Origin of the sequence: Rhodosalinus halophilus, assembly GCF_003298775.1 — a bacterium.
Taxonomy (GTDB): domain Bacteria; phylum Pseudomonadota; class Alphaproteobacteria; order Rhodobacterales; family Rhodobacteraceae; genus Rhodosalinus; species Rhodosalinus halophilus.
The window spans coordinates 1-7,112 of the sequence record NZ_QNTQ01000022.1; the positions used below are offsets into that span (position 1 = coordinate 1).

Below are 7,112 nucleotides of genomic sequence, written 5' to 3' on the forward strand. Positions count from 1 at the left end.
CGAGGTCGCGCTGCGGCTGGCGCGGCAGTATCACAAGCTCCGGGGCAATGCCGGCCGGGTGAAGTATCTCTCGCTCAAGAAGGGCTATCACGGCGTTCACTTCGGCGGCGCCAGCGTGAACGGCAACGCCAATTTCCGCACCGCTTACGAGCCGCTGCTGCCCGGCTGCTTCCAGATCCCGGCCCCCTATGCCTACCGCAACCCCTTCGGCGAGACCGATCCGGAAAGGCTCGCGCAGAAATGCGCCGCGATGCTGGAGGACGAGATCGCCTTTCAGGGGCCCGAGACCATCGCGGCGATGATCATGGAGCCGGTGCTGGGCGCGGGCGGCGTGATCGTGCCGCACGAGTCCTTCATGCCGATGGTGCGCGAGATCTGCTCGCGTCACGGGATCCTGCTGATCGCCGACGAGGTGGTCACCGCCTTCGGCCGCACCGGCAGCTGGACCGGCTCGCGCCATTGGGGCGTGCAGCCCGACATGATGTGCACCGCAAAGGCGATCACCAACGGCTACTTCCCCTTCGGCGCGGTGATGCTGTCCGACGAGGTGGCCGAGACCTTCGAGAGCGACGAGAGCGGCAAGGCCTCGATCGGCTCGGGCTACACCTATTCGGGCCACCCGGTGGGCGCGGCGGCCGCCATCGCCTGCCTGAAGGAGACCGAGCGGCTGGACGTCGCCGCCAACGCCGGCGCGCGGGGCCGCGAGCTTCACGACGGCCTGCTGCGCCTGAAGGAGAAGTACGACATCGTCGGCGACGTGCGCGGCGGCGCGGGCCTGATGTGCGCGATCGAGATGGTGAGCCACCCGGAGAAGAAGACGCCGATCGAGAAGCCGCGCGGCGAGGCGGTGGCGCGCGCGGCCTACGAGGCAGGCGCGATGATCCGCATTTCCGGGCCGAACATCATCCTCTCGCCCTCGCTCGTCGTGACGGCGCAGGACGTGGAGGAAATCCTCGCGGCGCTCGACGCGGGTCTCTCGGCGGCCTGACGGGCCAGGCGCGGCACCGCGGCTCTTGAGAGGGCTGCGGTGCCGAAATCGCCGCGCCCTCTTGCAGACTCGGCGCGACGTCCGTATATGGGCCTCGACAGCGGTTCGTCGGGCCAGCGGCCCGGCAAACCACCGGGTATATCCGACGGGCCGCGCGCCCGTTTTTTTCGTTGACCCGGAGCCGCAAGACCCCGAATGAGCCTGATCGCAAAATCCGCCATCGACCGGCGCCTCGCCGAGATCGTCCAGCCCGTGATCGAGGACATGGGCTTCGAGCTCGTGCGCGTGCGGCTGATGGGCGGCAAGACCTCGACGCTGCAGATCATGGCCGAGAAGCCCGAGGGCGGCATCGAGGTGGACGATTGCGCCGAAATCTCCACAGCGGTCTCGGCGGTTCTGGATGTGGAGGATCCGATCCTCGACGCCTACACGCTCGAGGTCTCCTCGCCCGGAATCGACCGGCCGCTCACCCGGCTGAAGGATTTCGAGGAATTCGAAGGCTACGAGGCCAAGCTCGAGACGTCCGAGCTGATCGACGGCCGCCGCCGCTTCAAGGGCGTGCTGGCCGGCGTCGAGGGCGACGAGGTGCTCGTCAATCTCGACGAAGGCACCGTCGGGCTCAAGTTCGACTGGCTTTCCGACGCCAAGCTCGTGCTCACCGACCAGCTCATCAAGGACATGCTCAAGGCGCGCAAGGCGCAGTCTCTGGACGAGCGCGCGTACGACCGGATCGAGGAACATCCCGCGGGGACCGAAGAGGAATAACGCACATGGCCATCACCTCCGCCAACCAGCTCGAACTGCTCCAGACCGCCGAGGCGGTCGCGCGGGAGAAGATGATCGACCCCGCCCTCGTCGTCGAGGCGATGGAGGACAGCCTCGCCCGCGCGGCGAAGAGCCGCTACGGCTCGGAGATGGACATCCGGGTGAAGATCGACCGCAAGACCGGGCGGGCGACCTTCACCCGCGTGCGCACCGTGGTTCCCGAGGACGAGCTCGAGAACTACCAGGCGGAGATGACCGTCGAGGAAGCCAGGCAGTACATGGACGACCCCAAGGTGGGCGACGTCTACGAGGAAGAGGTGCCGCCGGTCGAACTGGGCCGGATCGCCGCGCAGTCCGCCAAGCAGGTGATCCTGCAGCGCGTCCGCGAGGCCGAGCGCGAGCGGCAGTACGAGGAATTCAAGGACCGCGTCGGCACGATCATCAACGGCATCGTCAAGCGCGAGGAATACGGCAACATCGTCGTCGATGTCGGCCGTGGCGAGGCGATCCTGCGCCGCAACGAGAAGATCGGCCGCGAGAGCTACCGCCCCGGCGACCGGATCCGCTGCTACATCAAGGATGTCCGGCGCGAGACCCGCGGCCCGCAGATCTTCCTTTCGCGCACCGCGCCGGAGTTCATGGCCGAACTCTTCAAGATGGAGGTGCCGGAGATCTACGACGGCATCATCGAGATCAAGGCGGTGGCCCGCGACCCCGGAAGCCGTGCGAAGATCGGCGTCATCTCCTATGATTCCTCGATCGACCCCGTGGGCGCCTGCGTCGGCATGCGCGGCAGTCGTGTGCAGGCCGTGGTCAACGAGCTTCAGGGCGAGAAGATCGACATCATCCCCTGGAACGAGGATCAGGCCACCTTCCTCGTCAATGCGCTCCAGCCCGCCGAGGTCTCCAAGGTCGTCATCGACGAGGACGCGCAGCGCATCGAGGTCGTCGTGCCCGACGAGCAGCTCAGCCTGGCCATCGGCCGGCGCGGCCAGAACGTTCGGCTCGCAAGCCAGCTTACCGGCCTCGACATCGACATCATGACCGAGGAGGAAGAGAGCCAGCGCCGCCAGAAGGAGTTCGAGGAGCGCACGCAGCTCTTCATGGACACGCTGGACCTCGACGAGTTCTTCGCCCAGCTCCTGGTGTCCGAGGGCTTCACCAACCTCGAGGAAGTGGCCTACGTCGAAATGGACGAACTGCTCGTCATCGACGGCGTGGACGAGGAGACGGCGACCGAACTGCAGACCCGCGCCCGCGAGTATCTCGACGAACAGGCGCGCCAGGCGCTCGAGCACGCACGCGAGCTTGGAGTCGAACAGAGCCTCATTGACTTCGAGGGGCTCACACCCCAGATGATCGAGGCGCTCGCTAAGGACGGCATCAAGACGCTGGAGGATTTCGCGACCTGTGCCGACTGGGAACTGGCGGGCGGCTGGACCACCGTGGACGGCCAGCGCGTCAAGGACGACGGCATCCTCGAGCCCTTCGACGTGTCGCTGGAGGAGGCGCAGAACATGGTGATGACCGCCCGGGTCATGCTGGGCTGGGTCGATCCCGAGGATCTGGTCTCCTCCGAGGAGGACGAAGGCGAAGAAGGCGACGAGGCGGCCGAGGAGGAACGGGCCTGAGCGGCGGCGATGCGGCGATGAGCCGGGGCGGCCGCAGCAAGGACCGGGCGCAGGGCGCGATGCGCACCTGCATCGCCACCGGCGCCGAACGGCCCAGGGCGGAACTTCTCCGTTTCGTCGTCGGGCCGGGGGACGAGGTCGTCCCGGATATCCTCGGGCGGCTTCCGGGGCGGGGCATCTACGTCGCGCCCGACCGGGCGGCGCTGGAACGCGCGGTGAACAAGCGCCTGTTCTCGCGTGCGGCGCGGCGTCCCGTCACCGTGCCGGAGGGGCTGGCGGACGCGGTAGAGGCGCAACTGGCGCGGCGCCTCGTCGAGTTGATCAGCCTGGCGCGCAAGGCGGGTCAGGCGGTCGCCGGGTTCGAGCGCGTGAAGGATTGGCTCGGCAAGGGAGAGGCGAAGGTTCTCCTGCAGGCGAGCGACGGATCCGAGCGGGGCAAGTCGAAGCTCTCCACGCCCGGGGGGGGCCGCTGGATCGGCTGGCTGACCGCAGAGGAGTTGGGTTTGGCATTCGGGCGACAAACTGTGATACATGGCGCGCTTGGCGCTGGCGGACTCACCTCTCGTGTTGTAGAGGAGGCCGCGAAACTCAAGGGCCTGCGCACAGACGACCAGAGCAGGGGCGGCGAAGCGGCGCGCCCCGCCGGAAAGGACAAGACGGCTAGATGAGCGATAGCGACGGCAAGAAGACCCTCGGCCTGCGCGGTGCGCGTTCCGGGAGCGTGAAGCAGAGCTTCAGCCACGGGCGCACCAAGAACGTGGTCGTGGAGACCAAGCGCAAGCGCGTGGTGTCGAAGCCGAGCGCAGGCACCCCGCAGGGCGGCTCGGCGAAGACGGCCGGCGGCACCAGCGCCGGGGGCGGCAAGCGTCCGGCCGGGATTTCCGACGCCGAGATGGAGCGCCGCCTCAAGGCATTGCAGGCCGCCAAGGCCCGCGAGGCCGAGGAGCAGCGCCAGCGCGAAGAGGAAGAACGCAAGCGCGCCGAAGAACGCGAGCGCCGCCGCGCCGAACAGGAGGCCAAAGAGCGCGAACAGCGCGAGGCCGAGGAGCGCGCGCGCCAGAAGGCCGAGGAAGAGGAGCGCAAGCGCGCCGAGGAAGCCGCACGCGCCGCCGCGCCGCCGCAGGAGGCGGAGAGCCCGGCTGCCCGCGGCGGGGCCAAGCCCGCGGCGACTCCCACGCCCTCCCGCAAGAAGGAGCGCGAAGAGACGCGCGACACCAAGAGCCGCAAGGGCGACCGCGACGGCGGCCGCCGCTCCGGCAAGCTGACGGTCAACCAGGCGCTGGCCGGCGGCGAAGGCGGGCGGCAGAAGTCGCTCGCCGCGATGAAGCGCAAGCAGGAACGCGCGCGCCAGAAGGCGATGGGCCAGCAGGCGCCGCGCGAGAAGATCGTGCGCGACGTGCAACTGCCCGAGACAATCGTCGTCTCGGAACTCGCCAACCGCATGGCCGAGCGCGTCGCCGACGTGGTCAAGGCGCTCATGCAGAACGGCATGATGGTCACCCAGAATCAGGTGATCGACGCCGACACCGCCGAACTCATCATCGAGGAATTCGGCCACCGGGTCGTGCGCGTCTCGGACGCCGACGTCGAGGATGCGATCAGCCAGACCCAAGACAAGCCTGAGGATCTCCAGCCGCGCCCGCCGGTCGTCACCGTCATGGGCCACGTCGATCACGGCAAGACCTCGCTGCTCGACGCGATCCGCAAGACCAAGGTCGTCTCGGGCGAGGCCGGCGGGATCACGCAGCACATCGGCGCCTATCAGGTGCAGAGCGACAGCGGCGAGACCCTGACCTTCCTCGACACGCCGGGGCACGCGGCCTTCACCTCGATGCGCTCGCGGGGCGCGCAGGTGACCGACATCGTCGTGCTGGTGGTCGCCGCGGACGACGCGGTGATGCCGCAGACGGTCGAGGCCCTCAACCACGCGAAGGCCGCCGGGGTGCCGATGATCGTGGCGATCAACAAGATCGACAAGCCCGAGGCGGATCCCGACAAGGTGCGCACCGACCTGCTGCAACACGAGATCATCGTCGAGAAGCTCTCGGGCGACGTGCAGGACGTCGAGGTGTCCGCCATCAGCGGCCAGGGCCTCGACGAGTTGCTCGAGGCGATTGCGCTTCAGGCGGAAATCCTCGAGCTCAAGGCCAACCCCGATCGCGCCGCAGAGGGTGCCGTGATCGAGGCGCAGCTCGACGTGGGCCGCGGCCCCGTCGCCACCGTTCTCGTGCAGAAGGGCACGCTGCGGCAGGGCGACATCTTCGTCGTCGGCGAGCAATGGGGCAAGGTGCGCGCGCTCATCAACGATCAGGGCGAGCGCGTGAGCGAGGCCGGACCGTCCGTCCCGGTCGAGGTGCTGGGCCTCAACGGGACGCCCGAGGCCGGCGACGTGCTCAACGTCGTCGAGACCGAGGCGCAGGCGCGCGAGATCGCCGAATACCGTCAGGAGAAGGCGAAGGAAAAGCGCGCCGCCGCCGGCGCCGCCACCTCGCTCGAGCAGCTTCTGGCCAAGGCCAAGGAAGACGAGAGCGTCGCCGAACTGCCCGTGCTGGTGAAGGCCGACGTGCAGGGCTCGGCGGAGGCGATCGTCCAGGCGCTCGAGAAGATCGGCAACGAGGAAGTGCGCGTGCGCGTCCTGCACTCCGGTGTGGGCGCGATCACGGAAACCGACGTGGGCCTCGCCGAGGCCTCCGGCGCGCCGGTCATCGGCTTCAACGTCCGAGCCAACGCGCCGGCGCGCAACGCCGCCAACCAGAAGGGCGTGGAGATCCGTTACTACTCGGTCATCTACGACCTCGTGGACGACGTGAAGGCGGCCGCCTCGGGGCTGCTCGGTGCGGAGGTGCGCGAGCGGTTCATCGGCTACGCCGAGATCCGGCAGGTCTTCAAGGTCTCGGGCGTCGGCAAGGTCGCCGGCTGCCTCGTCACCGAGGGGATCGCCCGCCGTTCGGCCGGCGTGCGCCTGCTGCGCGACGACGTGGTGATCCACGAGGGCACGCTGAAGACGCTCAAGCGCTTCAAGGACGAGGTCGCAGAGGTCCAGTCGGGCCAGGAATGCGGCATGGCCTTCGAGAACTACGACGACATCCGCGAAGGCGACGTCATCGAGATCTTCGAGCGCGAAGAGGTGGAACGCTCGCTGTCATGATCTGCCGGCCCGTGCCGCCCTTGCGCGGCGCGGGCCGTTCGCTCACGCGGCGGCAGGCGCGCCCGAGACCGGTCGCCCGGCGAACACCTTGACGCCCACGCGGACGGCGATCCGCCCGTCAGGCAGGGCGCGCACGAAAACGCCCTGCACCGACACGCAGCTTCCGATCAGGATGGTTTTCAACATCAGCGGTCATCTCCGACGTCACCGCCGCGCTGGGTTGCGCAGCGCGCCCCTCGAAGACAGGATACCCTGACCCGGCTCGAAAGACAGCTCAAGTTCTGGGCACTGCGGCGCCTGTGTGATCGAAATGCGGCCTCTTGATTAGAGCCAGTCCCGCAGGATCGGGATCAACGGCAGGTCCGCCGGCGGCATCGGGTAGTCGCGCAGCGCCTGCGGCTTCGCCCAGGCGAGCGCCTGACCCTCCCGCGCATGGGGCACGCCCTCCCACTTGCGGCAGACGAAGAGCGGCATCAGCAGGTGAAAGTCCTCGTAGGCATGGCTCGCGAAGGTGAGCGGCGCGAGGCAACTCGCCTCCGTGTCGATGCCGAGCTCCTCGTGCAGTTCGCGGATCAGTGCC

Annotated in this window: 7 protein-coding genes; 5 read left to right on the forward strand and 2 right to left on the reverse strand. The window is 68.4% G+C overall.

What is annotated here, in order from left to right; translation table 11 throughout:
- The 5 genes from DRV85_RS17085 to infB all read left to right on the forward strand — a co-directional run.
- A partial coding sequence (locus tag DRV85_RS17085) for an aminotransferase class III-fold pyridoxal phosphate-dependent enzyme (RefSeq protein WP_113290693.1) occupies positions 1 to 988 on the forward strand: 988 nt, incomplete at its 5' end.
- Between the two features lie 195 nt (positions 989 to 1,183).
- A complete protein-coding gene (gene rimP, locus DRV85_RS17090) occupies positions 1,184 to 1,753 on the forward strand; it encodes a ribosome maturation factor RimP (RefSeq protein ID WP_113290694.1) in 570 nt (189 codons plus the stop codon).
- 5 nt (positions 1,754 to 1,758) lie between these two features.
- Positions 1,759 to 3,384 (forward strand): transcription termination factor NusA, encoded by a 1,626-nt coding sequence (gene nusA / locus DRV85_RS17095; protein ID WP_113290695.1) that lies wholly within the window; start codon positions 1,759 to 1,761, stop codon positions 3,382 to 3,384.
- 17 nt (positions 3,385 to 3,401) lie between these two features.
- Entirely contained in the window at positions 3,402 to 4,052 is a 651-nt protein-coding gene (locus DRV85_RS17100; protein WP_113290696.1) for an RNA-binding protein, read from the forward strand.
- The gene (gene infB / locus DRV85_RS17105) at positions 4,049 to 6,532 is read left to right on the forward strand and encodes a translation initiation factor IF-2 (RefSeq protein ID WP_113290697.1); all 2,484 of its coding nucleotides are present in this window, start codon (positions 4,049 to 4,051) and stop codon (positions 6,530 to 6,532) included. Before DRV85_RS17100 ends, infB begins: the two co-directional genes overlap by 4 nt.
- A 42-nt stretch (positions 6,533 to 6,574) precedes the next feature.
- Here infB and DRV85_RS19445 read toward each other — a convergent pair whose 3' ends face one another.
- Both DRV85_RS19445 and DRV85_RS17110 read right to left on the reverse strand, forming a co-directional pair.
- Positions 6,575 to 6,718, reverse strand: a complete 144-nt coding sequence (locus DRV85_RS19445; protein ID WP_199526063.1) for a hypothetical protein — start codon at positions 6,716 to 6,718, stop codon at positions 6,575 to 6,577.
- A gap of 138 nt (positions 6,719 to 6,856) precedes the next feature.
- On the reverse strand, positions 6,857 to 7,112 hold a 256-nt coding region (locus tag DRV85_RS17110), incomplete at its 5' end, for an NUDIX domain-containing protein (protein ID WP_338066976.1).

Excerpts from the sequence above, each read along its gene's own strand:
- DRV85_RS19445 (WP_199526063.1), bottom strand. The coding sequence starts at position 6,718 with ATGTTGAAAACCATCCTGATCGGAAGCTGCGTGTCGGTGCAGGGCGTT.
- DRV85_RS17100 (WP_113290696.1), top strand. The coding sequence starts at position 3,402 with ATGAGCCGGGGCGGCCGCAGCAAGGACCGGGCGCAGGGCGCGATGCGC.
- nusA (WP_113290695.1), top strand. The coding sequence starts at position 1,759 with ATGGCCATCACCTCCGCCAACCAGCTCGAACTGCTCCAGACCGCCGAG.
- rimP (WP_113290694.1), top strand. The coding sequence starts at position 1,184 with ATGAGCCTGATCGCAAAATCCGCCATCGACCGGCGCCTCGCCGAGATC.
- infB (WP_113290697.1), top strand. The coding sequence starts at position 4,049 with ATGAGCGATAGCGACGGCAAGAAGACCCTCGGCCTGCGCGGTGCGCGT.